General features: G+C 65.5%; 22 protein-coding genes and 1 other RNA gene. 18 read left to right on the top strand and 5 right to left on the bottom strand.

All coding sequences use genetic code 11. The features are described from left to right. Positions 1 to 14 precede the first annotated feature (14 nt). Both BB934_RS17745 and ffs read right to left on the bottom strand, forming a co-directional pair. Positions 15 to 1,835, bottom strand: coding sequence for a DNA polymerase III subunit gamma/tau (locus BB934_RS17745; protein ID WP_099512983.1), 1,821 nt, complete (start codon positions 1,833 to 1,835; stop codon positions 15 to 17). Positions 1,836 to 1,864: 29 nt separating this feature from the next. Next, positions 1,865 to 1,961, bottom strand: an RNA gene (ffs, locus tag BB934_RS17740) — signal recognition particle sRNA small type. A gap of 164 nt (positions 1,962 to 2,125) precedes the next feature. Here ffs and BB934_RS17735 point away from each other — a divergent pair. Both BB934_RS17735 and nudC read left to right on the top strand, forming a co-directional pair. Continuing rightward, the gene (locus BB934_RS17735) at positions 2,126 to 2,581 is read left to right on the top strand and encodes an HIT domain-containing protein (protein WP_418294704.1); all 456 of its coding nucleotides are present in this window, start codon (positions 2,126 to 2,128) and stop codon (positions 2,579 to 2,581) included. A 4-nt stretch (positions 2,582 to 2,585) separates the two neighbouring features. Further along, positions 2,586 to 3,488 carry an NAD(+) diphosphatase gene (gene nudC, locus BB934_RS17730; RefSeq protein ID WP_099510820.1) on the top strand — a complete coding sequence of 301 codons (903 nt, stop codon included), beginning with the start codon at positions 2,586 to 2,588 and terminating at the stop codon, positions 3,486 to 3,488. Positions 3,489 to 4,434: 946 nt separating this feature from the next. Here nudC and BB934_RS17725 read toward each other — a convergent pair. The 3 genes from BB934_RS17725 to BB934_RS17715 form a co-directional block, all read right to left on the bottom strand. Beyond that, complete coding sequence (locus BB934_RS17725; RefSeq protein ID WP_099510819.1) at positions 4,435 to 4,968, bottom strand: GNAT family N-acetyltransferase; 534 nt, start codon at positions 4,966 to 4,968, stop codon at positions 4,435 to 4,437. Next, positions 4,965 to 5,819: a prephenate dehydratase gene (locus BB934_RS17720; RefSeq protein ID WP_418294703.1), complete on the bottom strand. Its 855-nt coding sequence runs from the start codon at positions 5,817 to 5,819 to the stop codon at positions 4,965 to 4,967. Before BB934_RS17720 ends, BB934_RS17725 begins: the two co-directional genes overlap by 4 nt. 85 nt (positions 5,820 to 5,904) lie before the next feature. Then, positions 5,905 to 6,693, bottom strand: coding sequence for a 3-deoxy-manno-octulosonate cytidylyltransferase (locus BB934_RS17715; protein WP_099510817.1), 789 nt, complete (start codon positions 6,691 to 6,693; stop codon positions 5,905 to 5,907). 316 nt (positions 6,694 to 7,009) lie between these two features. Between BB934_RS17715 and BB934_RS17710 the strand changes: the two genes are divergently transcribed. The 16 genes from BB934_RS17710 to BB934_RS17635 all read left to right on the top strand — a co-directional run bounded on the left by BB934_RS17710 (position 7,010) and on the right by BB934_RS17635 (position 24,122). Continuing rightward, positions 7,010 to 7,552 (top strand): c-type cytochrome, encoded by a 543-nt coding sequence (locus BB934_RS17710; protein ID WP_418294702.1) that lies wholly within the window; start codon positions 7,010 to 7,012, stop codon positions 7,550 to 7,552. A 218-nt stretch (positions 7,553 to 7,770) separates the two neighbouring features. Beyond that, the gene (locus tag BB934_RS17705) at positions 7,771 to 9,657 is read left to right on the top strand and encodes an extracellular solute-binding protein (protein WP_418294701.1); all 1,887 of its coding nucleotides are present in this window, start codon (positions 7,771 to 7,773) and stop codon (positions 9,655 to 9,657) included. Continuing rightward, positions 9,654 to 11,516 (top strand): extracellular solute-binding protein, encoded by a 1,863-nt coding sequence (locus BB934_RS17700; protein WP_099510815.1) that lies wholly within the window; start codon positions 9,654 to 9,656, stop codon positions 11,514 to 11,516. Before BB934_RS17705 ends, BB934_RS17700 begins: the two co-directional genes overlap by 4 nt. 15 nt (positions 11,517 to 11,531) lie before the next feature. Beyond that, complete coding sequence (locus BB934_RS17695; protein ID WP_237050001.1) at positions 11,532 to 11,924, top strand: DUF4260 domain-containing protein; 393 nt, start codon at positions 11,532 to 11,534, stop codon at positions 11,922 to 11,924. Beyond that, positions 11,924 to 13,036 carry a microcin C ABC transporter permease YejB gene (locus BB934_RS17690; RefSeq protein WP_099510814.1) on the top strand — a complete coding sequence of 371 codons (1,113 nt, stop codon included), beginning with the start codon at positions 11,924 to 11,926 and terminating at the stop codon, positions 13,034 to 13,036. Before BB934_RS17695 ends, BB934_RS17690 begins: the two co-directional genes overlap by 1 nt. A 252-nt stretch (positions 13,037 to 13,288) precedes the next feature. Continuing rightward, positions 13,289 to 14,452 (top strand): ABC transporter permease, encoded by a 1,164-nt coding sequence (locus BB934_RS17685; RefSeq protein ID WP_099510813.1) that lies wholly within the window; start codon positions 13,289 to 13,291, stop codon positions 14,450 to 14,452. A gap of 30 nt (positions 14,453 to 14,482) precedes the next feature. Next, entirely contained in the window at positions 14,483 to 14,713 is a 231-nt protein-coding gene (locus BB934_RS17680; protein ID WP_099510812.1) for a hypothetical protein, read from the top strand. A 5-nt stretch (positions 14,714 to 14,718) separates the two neighbouring features. Then, the gene (locus tag BB934_RS17675; RefSeq protein ID WP_157934213.1) at positions 14,719 to 15,153 is read left to right on the top strand and encodes a type II toxin-antitoxin system VapC family toxin; all 435 of its coding nucleotides are present in this window, start codon (positions 14,719 to 14,721) and stop codon (positions 15,151 to 15,153) included. Then, positions 15,150 to 16,778 (top strand): ABC transporter ATP-binding protein, encoded by a 1,629-nt coding sequence (locus BB934_RS17670; protein WP_099512977.1) that lies wholly within the window; start codon positions 15,150 to 15,152, stop codon positions 16,776 to 16,778. The genes BB934_RS17675 and BB934_RS17670 overlap by 4 nt, the downstream gene beginning before the upstream one ends. 17 nt (positions 16,779 to 16,795) lie before the next feature. Continuing rightward, positions 16,796 to 17,821, top strand: coding sequence for a cation diffusion facilitator family transporter (locus tag BB934_RS17665; RefSeq protein WP_099510810.1), 1,026 nt, complete (start codon positions 16,796 to 16,798; stop codon positions 17,819 to 17,821). Positions 17,822 to 17,862: 41 nt separating this feature from the next. Next, positions 17,863 to 19,083 (top strand): phosphopentomutase, encoded by a 1,221-nt coding sequence (locus BB934_RS17660; protein WP_099510809.1) that lies wholly within the window; start codon positions 17,863 to 17,865, stop codon positions 19,081 to 19,083. Positions 19,084 to 19,191: 108 nt separating this feature from the next. Then, positions 19,192 to 19,662 (top strand): methyltransferase family protein, encoded by a 471-nt coding sequence (locus tag BB934_RS17655; protein ID WP_099510808.1) that lies wholly within the window; start codon positions 19,192 to 19,194, stop codon positions 19,660 to 19,662. Positions 19,663 to 19,868: 206 nt separating this feature from the next. Further along, the gene (locus BB934_RS17650; RefSeq protein WP_099510807.1) at positions 19,869 to 21,131 is read left to right on the top strand and encodes a GTP cyclohydrolase II; all 1,263 of its coding nucleotides are present in this window, start codon (positions 19,869 to 19,871) and stop codon (positions 21,129 to 21,131) included. A 144-nt stretch (positions 21,132 to 21,275) separates the two neighbouring features. Then, on the top strand, positions 21,276 to 22,529 hold the full coding sequence (locus tag BB934_RS17645) for a URC4/urg3 family protein (RefSeq protein ID WP_099510806.1): 1,254 nt from the start codon (positions 21,276 to 21,278) through the stop codon (positions 22,527 to 22,529). Between the two features lie 36 nt (positions 22,530 to 22,565). After that, positions 22,566 to 23,195, top strand: a complete 630-nt coding sequence (gene upp, locus BB934_RS17640; RefSeq protein WP_099510805.1) for a uracil phosphoribosyltransferase — start codon at positions 22,566 to 22,568, stop codon at positions 23,193 to 23,195. A 24-nt stretch (positions 23,196 to 23,219) separates the two neighbouring features. Beyond that, the gene (locus BB934_RS17635; protein ID WP_099510804.1) at positions 23,220 to 24,122 is read left to right on the top strand and encodes a 2-dehydro-3-deoxygalactonokinase; all 903 of its coding nucleotides are present in this window, start codon (positions 23,220 to 23,222) and stop codon (positions 24,120 to 24,122) included. Positions 24,123 to 24,146: the final 24 nt, after the last annotated feature.

The raw sequence follows: 24,146 nt of genomic DNA, 5'->3' as shown, positions 1-24,146 counted from the left end.
ACCGTATCCTTGAATTAAAACAGATCGTCGTCGTCTTCGGCCTCGTGTGCCGCAGCCGCATCCTCTTCGCCGAGGATCTCGGTTTCCGCGTCCTCGCCGGGCTTCTCCGTGCGCTCGATCACGTTGACGATCTGTGCGCCGGGAAATTTCGACAGCACCGCCTGCACGAGCGGATGGTTGGCAGCACCCTCCTTGCGCTCGCGCTCGGCGGCGGCTGCCTTCTCGTGCAGCGTCTGCTGCCCCTCTTCCGAGGAGAGCGCGACCATCCAGCGTTCGCCGGTCCATTGCTGGAGTGCGCGGGTGAGGTCGTTGGCGATGGTGCGGCTGCCGCCCTCGATGAGGCTGAGCTCGATGCGGCCCTCCTCGAAGCGGACGAGGCGCACCTCCCGTTCGAGCTGCGCCTTCAGCACGATCTCACGCTTCTCGCCGGCCAAGGCCACCACGTCCTCGAAGCGGCGCAGGCGCATGGTCGGCTCAGGTGCCGCGGATTGCGGGCGCGGCTGCGGATGAGCCTGCGACGTCGCCAGCGCCATATTGCCGGAAGTGGCGGGGCCGGAAGGCCGCGGCGCGGGAGCGGACGGACCGCCCGAGGGCACCGGAGCGCCGTCTTTCAGCGCGCGCAGGGCCTCGTCCGGCGTCGGCAGATCGGCCGCATAGGCGAGACGCACGATAACCATCTCGGCCGCCGCAATCGGGCGGTTCGACGCCTGCACCTCGGGGATGCCTTTCAGAAGAATCTGCCAGGCGCGCGACAGGGTGCGCACGGACAATTTTTGGGCGTAATCCGTGCCGCGGGTCCGCTCGATCTCGGAGAGAGCGGGATCCCTCGCAGCTTCGGGGATCAGCTTGAGGCGGGTGACGATATGCGAGAAGGCGGCGAGATCGGAGAGGATCACAGCCGGGTCCGCGCCGGCATCGTATTGCGAGCGAAGGCCCGCGAAGGCCGCCGGCACGTCGCCGCGCATCACCGTCTCGAACAGGTCGATGACCTGCGTGCGGTCGGCAAGCCCCAGCATGTCGCGCACGGTGTCGGGCGTCACGAGGCCGGCGCCATGGGCGATGGCCTGATCCATCAGGGAGAGCGAATCGCGCGCCGAGCCTTCAGCCGCACGGGCGATGGCGGCGAGCGCTTCCTGGTCGGCCTGCACGCCTTCGGCATCGCAGATGCGGCCCAAATGCGCCACGAGCTTGTCCGCCTCGATGCGGCGCAGGTCGAAGCGCTGGCAGCGGGACAGGATCGTGACCGGCACTTTCCGGATCTCGGTGGTGGCGAAGATGAACTTCGCGTGCGGCGGCGGCTCCTCCAGCGTCTTCAGGAAGGCGTTGAACGCCTTCTCCGAGAGCATGTGGACCTCGTCGATGATGTAGACCTTGTAGCGGGCCGATACGGGAGAATAGCGGATGCCGTCGATGATCTGGCGGACGTCGTCGATGCCCGTATGCGAGGCGGCGTCCATCTCGAGCACGTCCACGTGGCGCGATTCCATGATTGCTTCGCAATGGACGCCGAGCTCGGGCATGTGGATGGTCGGCTTCCCGGAGCCGTCGGCCTTCTGGTAGTTCAGGCCGCGCGCCAGGATGCGGGCCGTCGTGGTCTTGCCGACGCCGCGGACGCCGGTGAGCATCCAGGCCTGCGGGATGCGGCCTGTCTCGAAGGCGTTCGAAAGGGTGCGCACCATCGCCTCCTGACCGATGAGGTCGTCGAAGGTCTTGGGGCGGTATTTGCGGGCAAGGACGCGGTAGGGAGAGGCCGGCGCCGTGGGGGCCGGCGCGGCGGGGAAGCCCGGCAGGGCCGGCTCGTCGTTCAGGGGCGTGCCGGCTGTGGTATCGTCCATCGACTGCAAGGCTTTGGAGAAACTTTTAAGGTGGGAGGCTGGACGAAGACCCGTTCGGTCTCGTTAGGGCTGCTTCCTTCCGGACCTGACCCGATTGGCGAGTGAGACGTCCCTCGCCAACCTCCCACCGGCTATATGGGCGGTTCGGCCGGGAAACGCAAGTTGGAAACAGTTATCCAGAGGCTGTCATCCCGGGGCTGCGTCAGCAGAACCCGGGATCGCCGGACGAGAATGGCGCCTTGTCCGGCCTGCGATCCCGGATCTCCGCTTCGCTTCGTCCGGGATGACGTATGAGCGAGGCTGACATCGCGCCGCAGGCTCGGTTACATAGCCCCATGACATTCCAGCTCGATTCCCGGCTCGACGCCGACACGATCCCCGTCGGCGACCTCGCCCTCTCATCCGTCCTGCTTCTGAACGACGCACGTTTTCCCTGGTTCGTGCTGGTTCCGCGCGTCGAGGGGGTGAGCGAGATCACCGATCTCTCGGAGGAGCAATCCGCCCAGCTGATGCAGGAGATCCGCATCGCTACCAAGGTGATGCTGGAGCTGTCCAAGCCCGACAAGGTGAACGTTGGCGCGCTGGGCAACATCGTGACGCAGCTCCATGTCCATGTGATCGGGCGCTTCCGCTCCGATCCGGCCTGGCCCGGCCCGGTCTGGGGCCACGGCACCCGGACGCCCTATCCCGACCATGCGGCAAGTGCCTTGATCGAGCGTGCCGCCACTCTCTTCGCATCGGCCTGACCCCATGACCCGACCCATCGCCTATATCTCGAACCCGCTCGTGCGCCACAGTGCCGAGCGGGATCCGGAGGCTCTCGCCAAGGCCTTGCACGATCCCCGCGCCGCCATGATCATCCTGGCCGGCGACCTGCCGATCCTCCGGGCCGGGGAGCCTGGGACGAGCCTGCATCCGGCCGCCATCCTGAGCCGCCTCCCCGCCCATCGGGAACAGATCTTCCTCGGGACGTTGGGAGAGCGCCCCGTCGTGGCGACCCTGGCGGAACCCGAGGCGGCCGAGCCGTTCCAGGACGACCCGGCTTTCGCGGTCGTGGACCTGCGCTCGATCGCCGTGCGCGGCCTCGTGCCGGCGGAGGAGCTCGGGATGCTCGCCATGGCGAAATCCCTGCTCGACTGGCACCGGCGCCACCGCTTCTGCGCCAATTGCGGCGCGCCGACGCAAGCGGCCCAGGCCGGGTTCCGGCGCGACTGCGCGTCCTGCGGCACCCAGCATTTTCCGCGCACCGACCCGGTGGTGATCATGCTGATCGTGCGCGGCGACAAATGCCTGATGGGCCGACAGCCGCGCTTTGCCGAGAGGATGTATTCCTGCCTCGCAGGCTTCCTGGAACCGGGCGAGACCATCGAGGACGCAGTGCGGCGCGAGACCTTCGAGGAGGCCGGCATCCGGGTCGGCGCGGTGCGCTACATGACCTCGCAGCCGTGGCCGTTTCCGTCGAACATCATGATCGGCTGCATCGGCGAGGCGCTCACCGACGAGATCCGCTTCGACGGCGAGGAGCTGGAGGATGCCCGCTGGTTCACGAAGGACGACATCCGGCAGATGCTGGCGGGCACCCACGCGCATTTCAACGCCCCCGTCCCGATCGCGATCGCCAACCACCTGATCCGGGAATGGGTGAAGGATTAAGCGCCTGAAGTGGATCATCCCGGCCGGAGCGGGCGATCCAGGATCGCTTGGCAAGTGGGGCGCGTGAACCTCGACACTGTCATTCCTGCGGAAGCGGGAATCCAGAAACGCTGACGGTGCCGATGGTCGAAGGTCGTGGTTATGGATCCCGGCCTTCGCCGGGATGACAGCGCTTTATTCTGAAAGCGATCCCGGATCTCACTCCGCTCGTCCGGGATGACGCTGTTGGTTTGCCTGTCAAACAGCCAGCACCTATGGGCCCGGAGCTTTGGGCTCCGAGCCTTTCAGGTATCGAGGGTGGCGCGAAGGGCGGCCCGGCTCGCTGATGCATGGTGATGATGGAAGAGCCGGGAGGCCGCTTCGCGCACGGCTTTTTTAGGCGGACAGGCGGTGCCGGCTCAGTGACTGCCCGAGGCGGCGACCGCAAGGTCAGCGGCGGCCTCGACCCAATCCCTAGTCAGCGGCGCACAGCCTGGGCCTCCCGTCGACAGGTTTGCGAGACCTGTCACGGGACCGTGCCTGCTCCCACACTGCGACGCCTCGCGAGCGCGCCCCTCGTCAGGAGCAGATCTTGCGCAAGGGTATAGCCGAGGCTGGGACTATTGTCAAGAACAAAGTGAGAACATAACGTTGCCCGCGCTCTTCCGCTCGCCCCTCTCGTCGCCCTCTCGTCACACTCCCACTGTCTTGGCCGGCCTTGTGCCGGCCATCCCGATATGGACGAGCGCGGCGCCTTTCGCATCGGGATCACCGGCACGAGGCCGGTGATGACGTGGGCGGGTGGCTTTGACGGTTCAGGATGGGGGTAGCCGCGACACTTGGTATGATGAGGCGGGTGGCAAGCCGTGTCATTCCCGGCCGGAGATGGCGCAGCCATCGGAGGGGAAGGGAATCCAGCGCAACGCCATGAATCCCCGTCCCTCGCCGGGGATGACACCTGGCGAACTCACACCCGCTGCGCCAGCGCGAACCGGTAGGCGATTTCGACGACGTTCTGGCCGCGCACGTCGAAGGTCTGCTCGGGTCCCGGCGTGCCGCCGAGCGTTTCGTAGAAGCGGCGTGCGGAGAGGTTATCCTTCAGCACCCACAGGCCGGCCGAGCCCAAGCCCTGGCCGCCGAGATGGTCGAAGACACCGGTCATGAGCCTGCGGCCGATACCCTGCCGCTTGACCCTGTCGAGCAGGTAGATCGCGAAGATTTCGGCCTCCGTGCCGAGCAGCTCAGCCGTTTCGCTCCGGATCGGCCCGCCGCTGGCGAAGCCGACGATCTCGCCGGCGCCGGTCTCGGCCACGAGCGTCTTGGCCCGCGGATCGGGCCTGGCGAATGCACCCTGCCACATCCGCATGCGCTCCTCGACCGACAGGCCGGCGAGCGCCTCGGGACTGAGAAAGTCCTTGTAGGATTCGCGCCAGCCCTGGACGTGGACCCGGGCGATGCCCTCCACGTCGGCCTCGACCGCCTCGCGGACGAGGATCGTCACTCGGCCGCTTCCCGGACTTTTTCCCGGAACGGGTCGGCCGCGTAGACGCCGAGGATGCGCAGCTCGCGGGAGAAGAACTCGAGCTCCTCCAGCGCGCGCCGCAGGCCCGCATCCTCCGGATGCCCGTCCACCTCGGCATAGAACTGCGTCGCGGTGAAATCGCCTTCCAGCATGTAGCTTTCGAGCTTGGTCATGTTGACGCCGTTGGTGGCGAAGCCGCCCAGCGCCTTGTAGAGCGCCGCCGGCAGGTTGCGGACGCGGAAGACGAAGGACGTCACGACCGGCTCCGGTCCGGCCGGCGCCCATTGCGGCGCCTTGGAGAGGATGACGAAGCGGGTGGTGTTGTGCGCCTCGTCCTCGACGTTCTCGGCCAGGATCCTCAGGCCGTAGATGTCGGCCGCCATGCGGGGCGAGAGCGACGCCCGGCTCGGATCCTTCCACTCCGCCACCTCGCGCGCGGAGCCTGCGGTGTCGCCGGCCACATGCGCCTTCAGCCCGAGCTTGCGGATGATCTTGCGGCACTGGCCCAGCGCATGGACGTGGCTGTAGACGTCCTTGACGGTGCCGAGATCGGCCTCGGGGATGGCCATCAGATGAAAGTGGATCGGCAGGAAATGCTCGCCGACGATGTGCAGCCCCGAGGTCGGCAGCAGATGGTGGATGTCGGCGACACGGCCCGCGATGGAGTTCTCGATCGGGATCATGGCGAGGCCCGCCGGGCCCTCGTTCACAGCGGCGAAAGCGTCCTCGAAGGTGGGACATGGCAGCACCTCCCAGTCGGGACGCGCCTCCAGGCAGGCCGTGTGGGAATTGGCGCCGAGCTCGCCTTGGAACGAAATGATCTTGCTCATGATGTCCTCCTAGCGCATCGTGCGGATCCAGAGGGCCGCGTCAGCGAAAAGTGGTCCAGGTTTTACGCCCTGAACGATGCGCTGTTCAAAGAAGGGGCATCGGATCGCTCCCAAAAGTGGAAGCCACTTTTGGGTCCGATGCCCTTGCCGCGATGATGTCGCGCGCCCTGTCCAGATCGTGGGGAGTATCGACGCCGAGGGGCACGTCGTCGACCAGCACCGCATCGATGCGCATGCCGGCCTCGAGCGCCCGCAGCTGCTCGAGCCTCTCGCGCATCTCCAGCGGCGAGGGTTTGAGGCCGACGAAACGCTGCAGCGCCCTGCGGCGATAGGCGTAGAGGCCGATGTGATGATAGAGCGGTCCGTCGCCGTAAGGCGCCGTCGCCCGGGTGAAATAGAGCGCGCGGAAGCGGCCGGGCGCGATGGGGCTGCCCACCATCTTCACCACGTTGGGATTGGTCTTCTCCTCCTCGCGCTCGATGATGGCGACGAGGGTCGCGATATCGACTTCCCGATCCGCGAGCGGGACGATGGAGGCGGCGACGGCCGCCGGATCGATGGTCGGCAGGTCGCCCTGCACGTTCACCACCACGTCGTGACGGCCTTCCGGATCGAGCTTTTCCACAGCCTCGAAGATGCGGTCGGAACCGGAGGCGTGATCGTCCCGGGTCATGACGGCGATGCCGCCTACAGCCGCGATGGCCTCGGCGATGGCCGGGGCATCGGTCGCCACCGCGACCGGGCCGATTCCGGCCTCGAGCGCCCGGCGCCAGACATGGACGATCATGGGCTCGCCTGCGATCTCGGCCAGGGGCTTGTTGGGCAGTCTGGTGGCGGCGAGGCGAGCGGGAATGAGGACGATGGGATCGGACATGACGCGGTTCGTTCAAGGAAAACTGCGCGTGCTTAGAGCATCGGACCCGAAAGGGGAATGCAATTTTGGATCGATCCGAAACTTCCCGCGAGCCGAAACCGCGCCCGTCGGCCCTAGGGCGGGAACGGGACCTTCGGGCGAGCTCGAGCGTTGCAAAGCCGTGCTGCGACCACGAGAACGGCGAAAACTCCGGAAAACCCCATTGTCAAAACCCCATCTCTACGGCTAAGCAACGCCCCTGTCGCGGGTGCATGCTCGCGGATCCGTTCTGCTGCCTGGTTTCGCCGGTTGTACGAAGGCGAGGAGAGCTTCACTGATGAATATCGAGACCAATAAGATCGCGGGCGCCGTTTTCGGCTCGCTCCTCTTCGTGGTCGGCGTCAACGTTATCGCCGGCGGTCTGTTTGCCCCTCACAAGCCCGCCGTCCCAGGTTATGACCTTCCGGCTCCGGAAGAGGCCGCCGCCGGCGGTGGCGCCGCTGCTGCCGCCCCCGCCGAGCCGCTTCCGGTCCTCCTGGCCAGTGCCGATCCGACCAAGGGTCAGGCCCAGGCCCGCAAATGCGCCTCCTGCCACACCTTCGAAAAGGGCGGGCCGAACAAGGTCGGACCGAACCTTTACGGCGTCGTCGGACGCCCCGTCGCCTCGCACGAGGGCTTCAACTACTCGGCGGGCATGAAGGCCCATGGCGGCAACTGGAGCTACGAGGCCCTGGACGCCTTCGTCCATAATCCTAAACAGGCGACTCCCGGCACCATCATGGCCTTTGCCGGCCTTGCCGGGGCTAAGGACCGCGCGGACCTGCTGGCCTATCTGCGGAGCCTTTCCGACAGCCCGGTCGCGTACCCGGCAGCCCAGTAAGACTCTTTGCAGCGATCACATTTCGGAAAGCCGGGCCTCAAGCCCGGCTTTTCTTTTAGGGCTCTTGCCCTTTTCCGCGTTATCCCTTGCGCTTGCCCCGTTACGCACAAAATCTACCCTAGTGCATCGAGCAGACCCGAAGGGCAACCGAACGATGTGCCAGTCTATAAAGAGAAGCATCGGATGGATCCCAAAAGTGGGCTCCACTTTTGGGTCCGATGCTTGAACGACAGACGCCTCGCCTTTCCAGGAGACGCCTTGTGATCCGCACCCTTCTGCCGAGCTTCCTCGCGGCCTGCCTCGCCTTCTCTCCCCTCGCAGCCCAGGAAGCGCCATGGCGGCACGGTTCGGCCCTGCTCGACGAGCCGAAATACCCGCAAGGCTTCCCGCATTTCGACTACGTCAATCCGAATGCCCCGAAGGGCGGGCTGGTCCGCTTAGGAGCGCTGGGCACCTTCGACAGCTTCAACGTCGTCGTCGCCGGCGTGAAAGGATCCCCCGAACAGGGACTCGGCCTGATCTACGAGACCCTGACCGCCTCCGCTCTCGACGAGCCGAGCGCTTCTTATGGCCTGCTCGCCGAATCCTTCACCTATCCGGAGGATTATTCCTCCGTCAGCTTCCGCCTGCGACCGGAGGCGCGCTGGCACGACGGCAGGCCGGTGACGGTCGATGACGTGATCTTCTCGTTCGAGAGCCTGAAGACCAACAGCCCCACCTACGCCTTCTATTATGCCAACGTCACCAAGGCCGAGAAAACCGGCGAGCGCGAGGTGAAGTTCACCTTCGACGAGAAGGGCAACCGCGAGCTGCCGCAGATCATGGGGCAGCTGATGGTGCTGCCGAAGCATTGGTGGGAGGGTACGGCGTCCGACGGGCGCAAGCGCGACATCACGCAGACCACCCTCGAGCCGCCGCTCGGCTCCGGCCCCTATCGCCTGAAGAATTTCGACGCCGGCCGCAACGCTTCCTACGAGCGCGTGAAGGATTACTGGGGCGAAAAGATCAACGTGAATGTCGGGCAGAACAATTTCGACGAGATCCGCTACGAATATTATCGCGACGCGACGGTGCTGCTCGAAGCCTTCAAGGCGGACCGTCTCGATTTCCGCACCGAGAACAGCGCCCGCAACTGGGCGACGGGATACGACTTCCCGGCCCGGCAGGAAGGCCGCGTGGTGCTCGAAGAGTTTTCCTTCCGCGCCACCGGCGTGATGCAGGCCTTCGTGCTCAACATGCGGCGCGACAAGTTCAAGGACCAGCGCGTCCGCCGCGCCTTCAACCTCGCCTTCCCCTTCGAGGAACTGAACAAGACGATCTTCTATGGCCTCTACGAGCGCCCCTCGAGCTATTTCTTCGGCCTCGACCTCGCCTCCTCGGGACTGCCCGAAGGACGCGAGCGCGAGATCCTCGAATCCATCCGCGACAAGGTTCCGGCATCGGTCTTCACGACCGCTTACAAGAACCCGGTCAACGATTCGCCCGAGACGATCCGCAACAACTTGCGCGAGGCCGACCGCCTGCTCAAGGAAGCCGGCTGGGAGGTGAAGAACGGCCGCCGCGTCAATGCGAAGGGCGATGTCCTGACCGTCGAGCTGCTCAGCAGCAGCCCGAACGAGGAGCGCGTGTTCCTGCCCTACAAGGCCTCGCTCGACCGCCTCGGCATCATGGCGTCGGTGCGCACCGTCGACGACGTTCAATACACCAACCGCACCCGCGCCTTCGACTTCGACATCGCCACGGGCTTGTGGCCGCAATCGATGTCGCCGGGTAACGAGCAGCGCGAGTTCTGGGGCTCGCAGGCGGCTTCGCGCGAGGGTTCGCGCAACCTGTCCGGCATCGCCGATCCCGGCGTCGATGCGCTGATCGACAAGGTCATCTATGCCAAGGACCGCGACGAGCTGGTTGCGGCGACGAAGGCGCTCGACCGCGTGCTCCTCGCCCACGACTACGTTGTTCCGCAATGGACCTCGCTGAAGCAGCGCACCGCGCGCTGGAACCGCTACAGCCATCCGGAGACCATGCCGCGCTACGGCGGCGCCGCCTTCCCGACGATCTGGTGGTTCGACGAGGCCAAGGCCGCCAAGACGGGGGCGCCGCGATGACGACCCTCAATCGCCGCGCCATCCTCAAGACCGGGGCGGCAACGGCCGCCCTGTCCGTTCTGCCGCGCATCGGCTTCGCGCAGGAGGGCGAGACCGAAACGCACGGCCTGTCGAGCTTCGGCGAGCTGAAATATCCGCCCGACTTCAAGCATTTCGATTACGTGAGTCCCGCCGCCCCGAAGGGCGGCACGCTGGCGATCCAGATCAAGCAGACGCTCGGCAACCAGAACTTCGATACGTTCAACACCCTCCACGTCTTCGTGCTGCGCGGGGACGGCGCCGCCGGCATGACCGGCACCTTCGACACGCTGATGACCGGCTCGGCTGACGAGCCGGATGCGCTCTATGGGCTCGTTGCGAAGAGCGTGCGCATCTCCGACGACAAGCTCACCTACCGCTTTTCCCTGCGCCCGGAAGCGCGCTTCCATGACGGGTCGAGGCTGACGGCGAAGGATGTGGCGTTCTCGCTGAACATCCTGAAGACCAAGGGGCATCCGAACTTCAGCCAGCTCCTGACCCAGATGGCCTCGGCCGAAGCGGAATCCGAGGATGTCCTGCGCGTGCAGTTCACGCCGCAGCGCAGCCGCGACCTGCATCTCATCATTGCCGGAATGCCGATCTTCTCCGAGCGCTACTGGCAGGGCAAGGATTTCGAGGCCTCGACGCTGGAGGCACCGCTCGGCTCCGGCGCCTACAAGGTCGGACGCTTCGAGGTCGGACGTTACATCGAGTTCGACCGTGTGCCCGATTACTGGGCCAAGGATCTGCCCGTGAATGTGGGCCAGAACAATTTCGGGCATATCCGCTACGAGTATTTCCGCGACCGCGTCGTGGCCTTCGAGGCGTTCAAGAACGGCACGCTCAACTACAACGAGGAATATACGTCGCGCATCTGGTCGACCGGCTACGATTTCCCGGCCATTCGCGACGGCAAGGTGAAGAAGGAAGAGATCTCGAGCGACGCGCCGGCCACGATCCAGGGCTGGTACTTCAACATGCGCCGCGACACCTTCAAGGATCCGCGTATCCGCGAAGCCATCGGTCTCGCCTTCGACTTCGAATGGACGAACGCGAACATCATGTTCGGCCTGTTCAAGCGCACGACCTCCTATTTCGAGAACAGCGACATGAAGGCTTTGGGCAAGCCTTCGCCGGAGGAAGTGGCGCTGCTGGAGCCGTTCCGCGGCAAGCTTCCCGCTTCCGTCTTCGATGATCCCGTCCTGCCGCCCGTCTCCGACGGCTCCGGCCAAGACCGGCGCCACCTGCGCCGCGCGGACGAACTTTTGCGCGAAGCCGGCTGCAAGCGCGAGGGCGGCACCTTGAGGCTGCCGAACGGGCAGCCGTTCCGGATCGAGTTCCTCGACTTCCAGCCCTCGCTGCAGCCGCACACCCAGCCCTTCCAGGCCAACCTGAAGCGTCTCGGCATCGATGCCTTCTCGCGCATCGTGGATGCGGCCCAGTACCAGCGCCGCATGGACGAATACGATTTCGACATGGCGAGCCGCAACCTCGTCGGCTCCTCCACGCCCGGCGACAGCCTGCGCATCGTCTACGGATCGGAGTCCGGCAAAAGGCCGGGCTCGCGCAACATTGCGGGGATCGACGATCCCACGGTGGATGCGCTGATCGACAAGATCGCCAACGCCAAGTCGCGCCAGGAGCTGAACATCGCCTGCCGTGCCCTGGACCGGGTTCTCCGTTCGGGCCATTATTGGGTGCCCATGTGGTATCGGGCCAGCGAATGGCTGGCCTATTGGGACCAGTTCTCGCGCCCCGCGACCAAGCCCCGCCTTGCCTCGGGTGCACCGGGAACCTGGTGGTACGATGCCGAGAAGGCGAAGCGGATCGGGAGAGGATAGGGCTTGGACACACCAATGACGACGGGCAGGGAGGCGGACATGCCGCGCCTGCTTCTGCGCCTCGAGGGCCTCGCTCTCTTCGTCCTGGCGACACTCGCCTTTGCCTATACGGGCCTCTCCTGGTGGCTCTATGCCCTCCTCTTCCTCGGCCCCGACTTGAGCTTTGCCGCCTATAAGGCCGGGCCGAAGCCGGGGGCTATCGTCTACAACGCTCTCCACTCCACCCTCGGGCCTGCGCTGCTGGCCGGATGGGGACTGGCGGCAAACGAGCCTCTCTGTCTCGGTCTCGCCGCGATCTGGGCGGCGCATATCGGGTTCGACCGCATGCTGGGCTACGGCTTGAAATACGCGTCCGGCTTCCACGACACCCATCTCGGCCGCATCGGCCGGCAAGCAGCAGGCGCCTGATGCTGGCCTATATCGCACGCCGCGTGCTTCTCATGATCCCCACGATCCTCGGGATCATGCTCATCTCCTTCGTGCTTGTGCAGTTCGCCCCCGGCGGCCCGGTGGAGCGCATCATCGCGCAGCTGCAGGGGCAGGATTCGGGCGCCTCCTCCCGTATCTCCGGCGGCGGAGGCGATTTCGGCGCGCAGAGCCCCGGTGGCGCAGGCGCGGGTGCCGGCGACACCTCCTCCCGCTATCGCGGCGCTCAAGGCCTCGACCCGCAATTCATCAAGCAGCTCGAAACCCAGTTCGGCTTCGACAAGCCGGCCTACGAGCGTTTCTTGAAGATGATCTGGGACTATGCCCGCTTCGATTTCGGCAAGAGCTACTTTCGCGACATCTCGGTGCTGGAGCTCATCAAGGAAAAGCTGCCGGTCTCGATCAGCCTCGGCCTCTGGATGACGCTGCTCTCCTACGCGATCTCGATCCCGCTCGGCATCAAGAAGGCGGTGCGGGACGGCTCCTCCTTCGACATCTGGACCTCGGCCGTCGTCATCATCGGCTATGCGATCCCGGGCTTCCTGTTCGCGATCCTCCTGATCGTGCTCTTCGCGGGCGGCTCGTTCTGGCAGGTCTTCCCCTTGCGCGGGCTGACCTCGGAAAACTGGGACTTCATGCCCTGGTACTGGCAGATCGCGGATTACTTCTGGCATCTCGTTCTGCCCATCACCGCCATGGCGCTCGGGGCGTTTGCCACCTCGACCCTGCTCACGAAGAATTCCTTCCTCGACGAGATCCGCAAGCAATATGTGCTCACCGCGCGCATGAAGGGCCTATCCGAGCGCCAGGTGCTCTACGGCCATGTGTTCCGCAATGCGATGCTGATCGTGATCGCCGGCTTCCCGGGAGCCTTCATCGGCGCCTTCTTCGCCGGCGCGCTTCTGATCGAGACGATCTTCTCCCTCGACGGGCTCGGCCTGCTCTCCTTCGAATCCATCGTCAACCGCGACTACCCCGTGGTCTTCGCGAACCTCTACATCTTCTCGCTCGTGGGCCTCGCGGTGAACCTGCTTTCCGACCTCACCTATACCTGGATCGATCCGCGGATCGACTTCGAGACCCGGGAGGCGTGAGATGATGCATCCATCACACCTCAGTGTCATTCCCGGCTGGAGCGAAGCGACGGGGAAGGGAATCCATAGCGCTCCTCAATTGCAAAAGGCACTGCCTCTTTCCCCTCCCCCCTTGTGGGGGAGGGTCAGGGAGGGGGGTGCTGGCGCAGACCTTCATCGGCTATCGCTTACACCCCCCTCTCCAGCTCTCCCCCACAAGGGGGGAGAGGGCCTGTCGCGACAGGCCCGCGCTTCGTTCATGGGGATCACCCGATGAACGAGGCCATTCCCGTCGTCTCGCCGGCCTCGTCGCCCGTCGCGCCGCCCCTGCCGAAGGAGGGCTTCATCAAGCTCTCGCCGCTCAACCGGCGGCGGTTTGCGAACTTCAAGGCCAACCGGCGCGGCTACTGGTCGTTCTGGATCTTCATGGTCCTGTTCGTGCTCAGCCTGTTCGCGGAGCTGATCGCCAACGACAAGCCGATCCTCGCCTCCTACAAGGGCGAGCTGCTCTACCCGGCCTTTGTCGATTATCCGGAAGAGAAATTCGGCGGCTTCCTGGCGCAGACCGATTACCGCGACCCGGTCATTTCCAAGGAGATCCAGGAGAACGGCTGGCTCATCTGGGCACCGATCCGCTTCTCGTACAGCACGCACAACCTCGACCTTCCCGTGCCCGCGCCCGCACCGCCGACCTGGATGCTCACCGACCAGCAGTGCAAGCCGATCGCGGAGCGCACAGGGGGCACGGGCTGCAACGACATCGAATGGAACTGGCTCGGCACCGACGACCAGGGCCGCGACGTGGTCGCGCGACTGATCTACGGCTTTCGCATCTCCGTGCTGTTCGGCCTGACGCTTGCCGGCATATCCTCCCTCATCGGCATCCTGGCAGGTGCTGTGCAGGGCTATTACGGCGGCTGGACGGACCTGCTGTTCCAGCGCTTCATCGAGATCTGGACCGCGATCCCCTCGCTCTATCTTCTCATCATCATCTCGGCGGTGATCACGCCGAGCTTCTTCGTGCTGCTCGGCATCCTGCTGCTGTTCTCCTGGGTCTCGCTCGTCGGCGTGGTGCGCGCCGAGTTCCTGCGCGCCAGGAACTTCGAATATGTGCGCGCCGCGCGCGCCTTGGGCCTGTCCAACCCCACCATCATGTTCAAGCACTTGCTGCCGAACGCGATGGTGGCGACGCTCACTTTCCTGCCCTTCATCATCAACGGCTCGATCACGACGCTCACCTCCCTCGACTTCCTCGGCTTCGGCCTGCCTCCAGGCTCGCCCTCGCTCGGCGAGCTGCTCGCCCAGGGCAAGGCCAACCTTCAGGCGCCATGGCTTGGGCTCTCCGGCTTCTTCGTGATCGCCATCATGCTCAGCCTCCTCATCTTCATCGGCGAAGCGGTGCGCGACGCCTTCGACCCGCGGAAGACGTTTCGATGAGCCTATGGTAGTGTTTCCTCGAGGTATCCCATGAACAAGATCGTCAGAGAGCATTACCCGGTCGATAAGCTGCCGGAGGATCTACGGGAGCTGCTCGATCCGTCGAAGCCCGTAACCCTGGTCATCGAGCAGGACGACGAGGCTGCCCGTCCTGATCCGAAGAGGGAATTCATGCGCTTCTTCGGCGCAGCCAAGGAGCGCAACACGTCCGCTACGGAAGCCGTCCGGCGCATTCGCACGCTGCGGGACGAGTGGGAATAACGAAGGTGGAGAGCGTCAAGGCCGCTTATCTCGATACCAATGCGATCATCCGTTTCATCGAGAGCGAAGATGACGGCTTGCTGCATGTGTTCGAGCAGGCGGCTGCCGGCCAGCTGCGATTGGTGACCAGCGAGCTGACGCTGGCCGAGGTTCTCGTCGGCCCGCTCAAGGATGGCGATGCGAGATTGGTCGAAATCTATGAGGGGTTTCTTGCGGGCGGTGCTGGTCTGGAGATCCGACCGATCGATCGCGCGGTCTTGCGCCAGAGTGCCGAAATTCGCGCGACTCTCGGCAACAAGGGAGCCGACGCCATCCACATAGCAACCGCTCTCCTGGCCGATTGCAGCATCTTATTGTCCTCCGATCAGCGCTTGAGGCTGCCGAGCAGCCTGACGCAGATCGGGCTGAATCACGTTCGCGATCACGACAGATGGCCATGACAGAACCCCTCCTCTCCGTTCAGGACCTTTCGGTCGCCTTCCGCCAGGGCGGAGGCGACATGCTGGCGGTGGACCGCGTCTCCTTCGACGTCATGCCAGGCGAGACGGTGGCGCTGGTGGGCGAGTCGGGATCCGGCAAGTCCGTCACCGCCCTCTCGGCACTCAAGCTCCTGCCCTACCCGTCCGCGCATCACCCGTCCGGCCGCATCCTGTTCAAGGGCAAGGATCTGATCGCCGCCGACGAGGACGAGATGCGGAAGGTTCGCGGCGACGACATCACCATGGTGTTCCAGGAGCCGATGACCTCGCTCAATCCGCTCCACACCATCGAGCGGCAGGTCGGCGAGATCCTGAAATTGCACCGCGGCCTGTCCGACCGCCAGGCCCGGGCCCGCACGCTCGAGCTTTTCGATCTCGTCGGCATCCGCGACGCGGAAAGCCGGCTCGGCGCCTATCCGCATCAGCTCTCGGGCGGCCAGCGCCAGCGCGTGATGATCGCCATGGCTCTCGCCAACGAGCCTGACCTCTTCATCGCCGACGAGCCGACCACGGCGCTCGACGTGACGGTGCAGGCGCAGATCCTGAAGCTGCTCGCCGAGTTGAAGAGCAGGCTCAACATGTCGATGCTCTTCATCACCCACGATCTCGGCATCGTGCGCAAGATCGCCGACCGCGTCTGCGTGATGCTGAAAGGCAAGATCGTCGAGCAGGGAACGGTCGCGGAGGTCTTCGGCAATCCGCAGCACGCTTACACGCGGCGGCTGCTTGCCGCCGAGCCGAAGGGCCGCGCCAATCCTGTCGCCAATGATGCACCGGTCATCGTCGATGCCGGGCCGATCAAGGTCTGGTTTCCGATCAAGCGCGGCTTCTTCCAGAAGACCGTCGGCCATGTGAAGGCGGTCGACGGCGTCTCGGTGCGGGTGCGCAGAGGCGAGACCGTGGGCGTCGTGGGCGAGTCCGGCTCCGGCAAGACGACGCTGGGCCTTGCCATCCTGCGCCTCGTGCAGTCGGAAGGACCCATCGTCTTTCTCGGCAACCGCATCGACGGGATGCGCTCGAACGAGATCCGCCCGATGCGCAAGAATCTGCAGGTGGTGTTCCAGGATCCCTACGGCTCGCTGTCGCCGCGCATGTCCGTGGCCGAGATCGTGGAAGAGGGCCTGCTCGTCCAGACCAAGGGCCTCTCTTATGCCCAGCGCCGCGATATAGTGGCCAAGGCGCTGCACGATGTCGGCCTCGACCCTGCCACCATGGACCGCTATCCGCATGAATTCTCCGGTGGCCAGCGCCAGCGCATCGCCATCGCCCGCGCCATGGCGCTGGAGCCGCAATTCATCATGCTCGACGAGCCGACATCGGCCCTCGACATGTCCGTGCAGGCGCAGATCGTGGAACTGCTGCGCGACCTGCAGAAGCGGCGCAACCTCGCCTATATGTTCATCAGCCACGACCTCAAGGTCGTGCGGGCACTCGCAAACCACGTGGTGGTGATGCAGAACGGCAAGATCGTGGAAGAGGGTTCGGCCGAGAGCATCTTCGCCGCCCCGCGCACCGACTACACCAAGGCGCTCTTCGCCGCCGCCTTCAATCTCGAAACGGCGGCGTCGAACGCGGTTCGGGAATAAGGCAACGCGCACCGACCATGCATTCGCACCACGATCCGGCAGGCCATCACGATCACGGGCATTCCCACGCTCCGCCGGAAGGCCACGGGCGCGCCTTCGCTATCGGCATCGCCCTCAACCTCGCCTTCGTCGCCATCGAGGCAGCCTACGGGTTCTGGGCCGATTCCATGGCCCTGCTCTCGGATGCCGGCCATAACCTGAGCGACGTGCTCGGCCTCGCCATCGCCTGGGGTGCGGCATTGCTCGCGAGGCGCAGCCCGACCGAGCGCTTCACCTACGGCCTGCGCTCGAGCTCGATCCTCGCAGCGCTCTTCAACGCCCTCCTCCTGCTGGTGGCGACGGGCGGCATCGTCTGGGAATCCGTCCAGCGCCTGATCGAGCCCGCTCCTGTTGCTGCCGGCACCATGATGATCGTCGCCGGAATCGGCATCGTCGTGAACGGCTTCACCGCCTTCCTGTTCACGAGCGGCCAACAGGATCTCAACATCCGCGGCGCCTTCCTGCACATGGTCGCCGATGCCGCCGTGTCCCTCGGCGTGGTTCTCGGCGGCCTCGCCATTCTCTGGACCGGCGCGAACTGGATCGACCCGGTTCTCAGCCTCGTCATCGCCGCCGTCATCGTCTGGGGCACCTGGGGATTGCTGCAGCAATCGCTCACCCTCTCGCTGCATGGCGTGCCCCGCAGCATCGCCATGCCGGAGGTGAGAAAAGCCCTCGAGCGGATGCCGGGCGTCGCCCGCGTCCACCACCTCCATGTCTGGGCGGTGAGCACGACCGAGACGGCGCTGACCGCCCATCTCGTCATGCCGGGGGGACATCCCGGCGACCGCTTCCTGGCCGAGGCGCAGCGGGAGCTGAAGGCCCATTTCGGCATCGGCCATTCGACCCTGCAGATCGAGATCCACAGGCCGGGATCTCACGACCACGGCCCCGACTGCCCCCTCGACGGGAACGACCATGAACATGGAGATCATGCCCATGAGGGGCACGATCATGGCGGACACCCTCATAATCACGGGCCATCGCACCTTTCGCCGCGATGACGTATCAGTCATGATTCTGTTGGTTTGAAGGATCCTTGCCGATGCCTCGCGCTCTTCTCATCGTGCTCGATTCCGTCGGTATCGGCGGCGCGGAGGATGCGTCTGCCTATGGCGATGCCGGCGCCGATACGCTCGGGCATATCGCGGAGGCCTGCGCCGCAGGGCGGGGCGACCGGGCTTCCTTACGCGAAGGGCCGCTTCGCCTGCCGAATATGGCAGCGCTCGGCCTCGGGCTTGCCTGCGAGGCCTCGACGGGGCGCATGCCGCCGAACCTCGCGCCGCAGGGTAAGCTGAATGGCGCCTGGGGCTACGGCGTCGAGACTTCCAAGGGCAAGGACACGCCTTCGGGCCATTGGGAGATCGCGGGCGTCCCCGTCACCTTCGACTGGGGCTATTTCCCCGACACGGTTCCGGCCTTTCCGAAGGAGCTGACGGCCGCCTTCATCGAGCGCGGCAATCTTCCCGGCATTCTCGCCGACAAGCATGCCTCCGGCACGACCGTCATCGACGAATACGGCGCGGAGCATATGCGCACCGGCAAGCCGATCTTCTACACCTCGGTCGACAGCGTGCTGCAGATCGCGGCGCACGAGGAGACGTTCGGGCTCGAGCGCCTCTACGAGCTGTGCCGCATCGGACGCGAGCTCTGCGACGCCTACAAGATCGGCCGCGTCATCGCGCGGCCCTTCATCGGCTCGCCCGAGACCGGCTTCAAGCGCACCGGCAACCGCAAGGATTTCGCCGTGCCGCCGCCGGCCGACACCATCCTCGACACGCTGACGAAGGCGGGCCGTTCCGTCGTCACGGTGGGCAAGATCGGCGACATCTTCGCCCATCGCTCGACGGGCCGGGAGATCAAGCCCAACGGCAACGATGCCTGCCTGTCGGCTGCCGTCGAGGCGCTGAAGGATCTGCCCGACGGCGGTTTCGTCTTTGCCAATCTAGTCGATTTCGACAGCGAGTTCGGCCACCGCCGCGACATCGCCGGCTATGCCGCCGCGCTGGAAGCCTTCGACAGGCGTATTCCGGAGATCGCGGCGGCGCTTCGGGACGGAGACCTCGTCATCATCACCGCCGACCACGGCAACGACCCCTCATGGCGCGGCACCGACCATACCCGCGAGCACGTGCCGATCCTGAGCTTCGGACGAGGCGTGCCGCAGGGCGCCATCGGGCGGCGGGAGAGCTTTGCCGATATCGGAGCGAGCGTTCTGGATCATTTGGGCGTGCCCCATGGCGGCAAGGGAGCCTCGTGGCTCTAGGAGCGCCGATTGCGCAGGCTGCGAGCCGTAATGGTCCGGGCCTCAAGCTTTGCAAGCCGTTTGATGGTAATCTGTCGGTGACAGGGATTTCGGGTTCATAGTCCCTCTATGGCTGACACGGCAAATACCGCCCACGTCATCATTCGGCCGCCGCTTGCATGGGGGCTCGCCGTCATTGCCGGGCTTGCGCTCAACTGGCTCCTACCCCTGCCGTTCCTGCCGGCCGACCTGCCGAAAGGCTTCCTCGGCGCATTGGTGTTCATCCTCGCGCTGGCGCTGCTCGCCTGGGCCATCGTGACGATGACCAGGGCCGGCTCGAACGTTCCCACCAACCGGCCGACCACCACCATCGTCGAGAGCGGGCCGTACCGCTTCACGCGCAACCCCATCTATCTCGGCATGGTCCTGGGCCTGATCGGCTTAGGCATCGCTTTCGACAATCTCTGGCTGCTGATCGCCTTGCTGCCCTTCGCGCTCGTCATCCGCTACGGCGTCGTGGCCCGAGAGGAAGCCTATCTCGAGCGCAAGTTCGGCGATGTCTATCGTGGCTACCGCTCGCGCGTACGGCGCTGGCTGTAGCGTCTCCGCCGACGCACCGTCCAGATAGCCACCTTGACCATTCCACCCATGGCACCAACCTTCGTCGCCCCTTCAGGCCAAGCTGCCGCACCCTACGCCCGCGCCATTGACGGCCCCGAAACTTTGGATCACTCTCCCATAGATCGTATGGAGGCTCTCCGACGATCGGTTGAGGGAGTCTTCCCGTTTTTGCGTGGAAGTCATTCATGAGCTCGCCTAACCGCTCGACCCATATCCGGCTCACCTCACACCCCGAGCCGAACACAGGCACCATCAAGCATCCGATCAAATGGGGGGCGAAGGACCCCAAAGAGCGCGGCCCGATCGTCGGCACCGTGACCAATCCGGCCGACCGCAACGTGATCGGCGCCCATGGCGGCTCCTATTCGCTCTACCGGGCGCTCGCCATCTCGGCCCGGGCGCTCAACCCGCTCGCCCGGCCAGACCTGCACAACACCCACCCGACCGCCGAGATCGGCCCGCATCCGCAATGGTTCGAACCGGGCAGGATCGTCTCCCTCGACCCCTGGGGCCATATGGTCGGCGAGGTCTACAAGAAGGAGATCGCCGGCGGCCTCGACATCCGTCCCTCGATCGCGGTGACCAAGGCACGCCTCAACATGCCCGAGATCCTCGGCGCCATGGGGGCGAAGCGCTTGCACGCCGATGGCGGCTTCCTGCATGACACGGGCGACATCTCGGTCACGAAGATCGCCGTCGATCCCGTCTGGCATCTGCCGGGCATCGCGCAGCGCTTCGGCTGCTCCGAGGGTGAATTGCGCCGCACCCTGTTCGAGCAGACGGGCGGCATGTTCCCCGAGCTCGTCACCCGGCCCGACATGAGCGTGTTCCTGCCGCCCATCGGCAACATCACGGTCTACGTGGTCGGCGACGTGTCGCGCCTGAGCGATCCGAAGACCCGCATCGCCTGCCGCGTCCACGACGAGTGCAACGGCTCAGACGTGTTCGGCTCCGACATCTGCACCTGCCGTCCCTATCTCGTGCACGGCATCGAGGAATGCGTGCGGGAAGCGCAAGGAGGCGGCGTCGGCGTCATCGCGTATAACCGCAAGGAAGGCCGCGCGCTTGGCGAGGTCACCAAGTTCCTCGTCTACAACGCGCGCAAGCGGCAGGAGGGCGGCGACCAGGCCTCCACCTATTTCGAGCGCACCGAATGCGTGGCGGGCGTGCAGGATGCGCGCTTCCAGCAGCTCATGCCCGACGTGCTGCACTGGCTCGGCATCCGCCGCATCGACCGGCTCATGTCCATGTCGAACATGAAGTACGATGCCATCACCGGCTCCGGCATCGAAGTGGTTGAGCGCGTGCCGATCCCGGCCGAACTGGTGCCGCAGGATGCGCAGGTGGAACTCGAGGCGAAGAAGGCCGCCGGCTACTACACGCCGGAGGGAGCGCCGGACGCATCCGACCTCGACCGCGTGAAGGGCCGCGACCTGGAGCGGTTCTGAAGCTTTTGCATTGCAAGCGGATGCCGGCTTGCCGTCGGCATCCGCTTCGTTTTTAACCTTGCCGCCAGACGGCCCGTCTTGCGAATGCCGGGCGTCCCCGACATTGTGCTATCGCATCTCCAACAGAGAGAACCGGAGCCCTGCGTGACCGACCAGCCTGACCTGTCTTCCGAGACGAAAGCGGCCTTGAGCCTCCTGTCCGCTGCCGCGGTGCGGGAGCGGTCGCATCAGCTTCTGCAGGCCGGTCTCGACGGTCGTCTCAAGCATTTCACGGTCGATCTCGACCGGCTCGAGCCCTGCGCCGACGAGGTCGTGACGACGATCCGGGAGGCCTATCCCTCTCTCGACATTCCGTTCCATGCCCGCTGGCGCCATTTCGCTGCCGGCGGCCATGACCGCTGGGACGCGGTGATGCACGGCGCCCCATGGGAAACGGCGGCCGACATGGCCCGCTCCGCCTTCGACCTCGCCATCGTCTCCGTGCTGCTCGATGCGGGCGCGGGCGCGCAATGGCGCTACGAGGAAGGCCGCACCGGCGAAATCTATATCCGCTCCGAGGGCCTGGCCGTGGCGAGCTTCGACATGTTCGTGAGCGGCGCCTTTTCGAGCAGGGCGGAGGACCCCTTCCGGGTCGATGCGGATGTGCTGATGACCCTGACGGCGGAGGATCTCGCCGAAGGCTTCCAGGTCTCTCCCGACAATCCGCTCGTCGGCCTCGAAGGCCGCGCGGCGCTTCTCAACCGCCTCGGCCGCGTCGTCGCGACGAACCCCGACATCTTCGGGCAGCATGACGATCCGAGGCCCGGCGGGCTCTTCGACGTCATCGCGGCCACCGCCGAAAACGACAGCATCAGGGCAACCGCGATCCTGGAGGCTCTGCTCACCCACCTCGGCCCGATCTGGCCGGGCCGCATCACCCTCGGCGGCACCGATCTCGGCGATGCCTGGCGCCACCCGCTCGTCGAGGCGCCGGATGCCACGAAGGGGCTCATTCCCTTCCACAAGCTGTCGCAGTGGCTCTCCTATTCCCTGATCGAGCCGCTCGAATGGGCAGGCTTCACCGTGGTCGAGATCGACGGGCTCACCGGCCTGCCCGAATACCGCAACGGCGGGCTTTTCCTCGACACCGGGGTGATCGCCCTGAAGGATCCGGCCGATGCCGCCAAAGCCCATGCTGTGGATTCGCAGCTCGTGGTGGAGTGGCGCGCCTTGACGGTGGCTCTTCTCGACCGCATTGCCGAACCGATCCGCGCAAAGCTAGGATTTGCCGCGGAGGATTTTCCCCTGGCCAAGGCGCTCGAAGGCGGCACCTGGGCGACGGGGCGGAGATTGGCGAAGGAGAAGCGCGGCGACGGCTCGCCCCCTCTCAGCGTGATCAGCGACGGGACAGTGTTTTAGATGAATCGGCTAACGACGATCAAAGAGGAAAAAAGCATGCAGGGCGTTACGGTGGTCGGTCATCCGCTGGTTCAGCACAAGCTGACCCTGATGCGGGACAAGGAGCGCTCGACGAAGGGCTTCCGCCAGCTCCTCAACGAGATCGGCATGCTGCTCTGCTACGAGGTCACCCGCGACCTGCCCATGGAGCGGATCGAAATCGAGACGCCGCTGACGACGATGGAAGGCGCGCAGATCGCCGGCAAGAAGCTGGTCTTCGCCCCCATCCTGCGCGCCGGCGTCGGCTTCCTCGACGGCATGCTGACCCTCGTGCCGGCGGCGCGCGTCGCTCATATCGGCCTCTATCGCGATCCGGAATCGCTCCAGGCCGTGGAATATTACTTCAAGGCCCCGTCCGATCTCGCCGACCGCATGGTGCTGGTGCTCGACCCGATGCTCGCGACTGCCAACTCCGCGGTGGCGGCCATCGACCGGCTCAAGGAGCGCGGCGCCAAGGACCTGCGCTTCGTTTGCCTGCTCGCCGCGCCCGAGGGCATCGAGAAACTGCGCGGCGCGCATCCGGACGTGCATATCTGGACCGCCTCCATCGACGAGCGCCTCAACGATCACGGCTATATCGTGCCGGGCCTCGGCGATGCCGGCGATCGCATGTACGGTACGCGCTGACCCGTCACTGAAGGATCATTCGCCTTGCGCTTCATCGTCGCCGATTGGGGAACGACCCGCTTCCGCGGTTATCTGCTCGAGAACGAAACCATCCTCGACCAGGTCTCGTCGAACGAAGGTGTTTCGGCTTTGCAGAAGGGCCAGCATCGCGACGTGTTCCTGCGCCAATGCGGACATTGGCTGAAGGCCGAGCCCGACGCGCCGGTGCTGCTGGTCGGCATGGTGGGAAGCCGCGAGGGCTGGGTCGAGGCGCCTTATGCCAACTGTCCTGCGGGCCCGGCGGAAATCGCCAAGGCCCTCGTGCCGGTGGATCTCGAGAGCGGCCGCAAGGGCTACATCATTCCCGGCCTGTTCTGCGAGCCCGCCCCGGGCGCCGCGGATGTGATGCGCGGCGAGGAGACGCTGGTTCTCGGCACCGGCATCGAGAACGGGCTGATCTGCGCCGCCGGCACGCATCCCAAATGGATCGAGATGAAGGACGGGCGCATCGCGCGCTTCGCCACCTACATGACCGGCGAGATGTATGCGCTCCTGCGCGAGCATTCGATGATCGGACGCCCGGCCACCGAGCCGCAGGACCCGAAGGGCTTCGACCTCGGCCTCGATGCCGCCGAGCGCAACAGCGGCAGCGAACGCGCCGGACTCCTGCACCTCCTGTTCAGCGCCCGCGCGGCGGTCGTCTCGCGGCGCATGGACAGCAGCCTGCTCGCTCCCTACCTGTCGGGCCTTCTCACGGGCGACGAGATCAACGGCGCACTCGCCCAGTTCGGCCGCCCCTCCTCCGTCACCATCCTCGCCGAGCAGGGCCGTGCCGATCTCTATGTCCATGCCCTGAAGCGTCACGGCATCGAGGCGGAGTTCAAGGTTCCGCAACAGGCGCTGATCGCAGGCCTCACGCGCATCGTGCGCCAGCATGCATTGGGATGACTGGCACGCGTCATCCCGGACGAG

Source organism: Microvirga ossetica (assembly GCF_002741015.1).
Classification (GTDB): Bacteria; Pseudomonadota; Alphaproteobacteria; order Rhizobiales; family Beijerinckiaceae; genus Microvirga; species Microvirga ossetica.
The sequence above is the reverse complement of the archived record's forward strand: the minus strand, read 5'-3'. Positions and strand labels throughout refer to the sequence as shown.